Raw genomic sequence first — 2,007 nt, 5'->3', positions numbered from 1 at the left:
AATCACTTTGTTTGAAGGAGAATGCCAAAAACCGTGTGTAAAATCAGTTTTAGCAATGACACCAGCAACTGCCGCACTTGCCGGCTGTTCTATGATCTTTCCATCACGATTCACCTTTACAAAAGGGTCAATAAGAATGACGCGTTTTGAATCAAAATCCTTTGCTGTGCTAAGGGCTGCTTCATCTGTTGTGTTTGGTGCATCAAGCACCACAATAGAACGCAGACGTTCAGCAATGCCAATCAGTTCTGCTGCGACGGGGTTGGCAGTTGCACCCGTTTCATTCTCTTCAATATTCACACTGGAAGGGCGCTGATGTGTAAAGCCTGGCGCAATCAGAATGCGTGGTGTTTGTCCTACAATGGATTGTGCTCCAATANGACAAGTGCCCCCACTTGCTTAAAAATAAGATCAAGAGCATTGGGTAATGTACCGCGTCGTTTGCCAGTTTTATCGAGTTTTGTGGCTTGTGAAAGAGAACCCGCTACCAAAACCGGTGTGCTGAGAGGGAATGCTTGTTCATCGGCATCGGGTGCTGTGCCAACAATCCCAATAACTGCCGATTGTTCCGCGCGAAGGGGGCGGGTGCCGTCGTCAACTTCAACGACTTCAACACCATGTAAAAAACCTGTTGCCATTTTATACTCCTTTAAAATATTGGCGAATGAAATGAAGGGATGATTGCTGTGTTTTAAGCGTCCAGCATTTATAGATGAAATTAACAAAAATATAGAAAGGTGCTTGACATTATTTCTGCAATGTGTATTTTCGAATCAGGTGCTTCAAAAACACCTTAAACCATAAGCGGATTGGTTACCGAAATAATCAGTCTTCTATACATTAAAGACTTTGACTCATTATATGCTACATGCGTATAATAATATTGTCGGGTGTGGTTACGCTATACAATACCCTTGCGGGGAAAGTGTAACGACGGACTTATGGCCGTGTTTTTGAGCACCCGGCACTCTTCTTAGAGTGTCAATCAAAAACATCTAACCATAAGGAATTCATTATGAATACTCTTATAGAAATTAGAGAACAGGTTATCGATCAGGAAACTGTTCAAACGGTAAACGCTCGTGATTTGCATGCGTTTTTAGAGATAAAAGCTCGCTTTAATGATTGGATTAAAAATCGCATTAAAGAATGTAAGTTTCAGGAAAATATAAACTTTATAACGCTTACTAAAAATTTAGTAAACGGTGGAAAGGTAAAAGAATACCACATTACCTTAGACATGGCTAAACACCTTTCAATGATAGAGCGTAATGATAAAGGGCATGAAGCGCGTCAATACTTTATCAAATGCGAACGGCTTTTGAAACAAGTAACAACACCACAAGTTGACTACTCTAAACCCGAAGCATTACTTGGCGTCTTGAATCACTTACAAAGTCAAATTGAGCAGAAAGATCATGTTATTGCCGAATTGGCTCCAAAAGCAGAGGCTTTGGAAGGTTTAAAACGCTCTGATGGGTTGTTTGGTCTTATCGAAGCAGCAAAGATGTTGGAGGTACGACCAAAGGATTTAACGGATTACTTGCGTAAACATGATTGGGTCTATCGACGAGCTCCAGGAGCACCTCTGTTGCCTTATCAGGACAAGATCAAGAAAGGATTCATGGATTGTCCTGCTATCACTATTCAAAGACCGGATGGTACAGAGAAAGTACTCCCTTCAACAAAAATCACATCCAGAGGATTGGCATGTTTGAGAGAACAAATCCATGGAGGTGTGCAATGAAGATAGATACCAATTTCTTGTGTGATTTATGGATGGCACTGTTTAAATTTTCCAATCATCGAAGCATTGGAGATGAAAATTGTAATGCTATAGTTGAAGTTATGGAATTGATAGAAAAGGTTTTGATTTTAAAACTTCAAGATGAGATGCCAAGCATGCTTAAAATCTTAACAGTTCTAACAGATTTTGGTGATTCAGAGTTACCGCATAGCATGGATTCTTTGTTGCGCGCTTATGAACCAAATTTCGAGAGCTCTATT

The 2,007-nt window shown here is 40.4% G+C and carries 2 protein-coding genes and 1 pseudogene; 2 read left to right on the top strand and 1 reads right to left on the bottom strand.

The window, feature by feature from the left end; translation table 11 throughout:
* A pseudogene (locus tag ACFILT_RS01435) lies at positions 1-638 on the bottom strand (phage tail sheath subtilisin-like domain-containing protein); the annotation flags it as partial.
* Positions 639-1,015: 377 nt separating this feature from the next.
* On the opposite strand from ACFILT_RS01435, the gene ACFILT_RS01430 reads away from it, so the two are divergent.
* Positions 1,016-1,747 (top strand): antA/AntB antirepressor family protein, encoded by a 732-nt coding sequence (locus ACFILT_RS01430; RefSeq protein ID WP_375679463.1) that lies wholly within the window; start codon positions 1,016-1,018, stop codon positions 1,745-1,747.
* Positions 1,744-2,007 (top strand): hypothetical protein (locus tag ACFILT_RS01425; RefSeq protein ID WP_375679462.1); only part of this gene is annotated, 264 nt, incomplete at its 3' end. The genes ACFILT_RS01430 and ACFILT_RS01425, both read left to right, overlap by 4 nt.

The sequence above is a fragment of the Bartonella sp. AP7XZML genome, from assembly GCF_042195745.1.
Classification (GTDB): domain Bacteria; phylum Pseudomonadota; class Alphaproteobacteria; order Rhizobiales; family Rhizobiaceae; genus Bartonella.
Note: the sequence above shows the minus strand (reverse complement) of the source record. Positions and strands in the feature narration are given on the sequence as shown.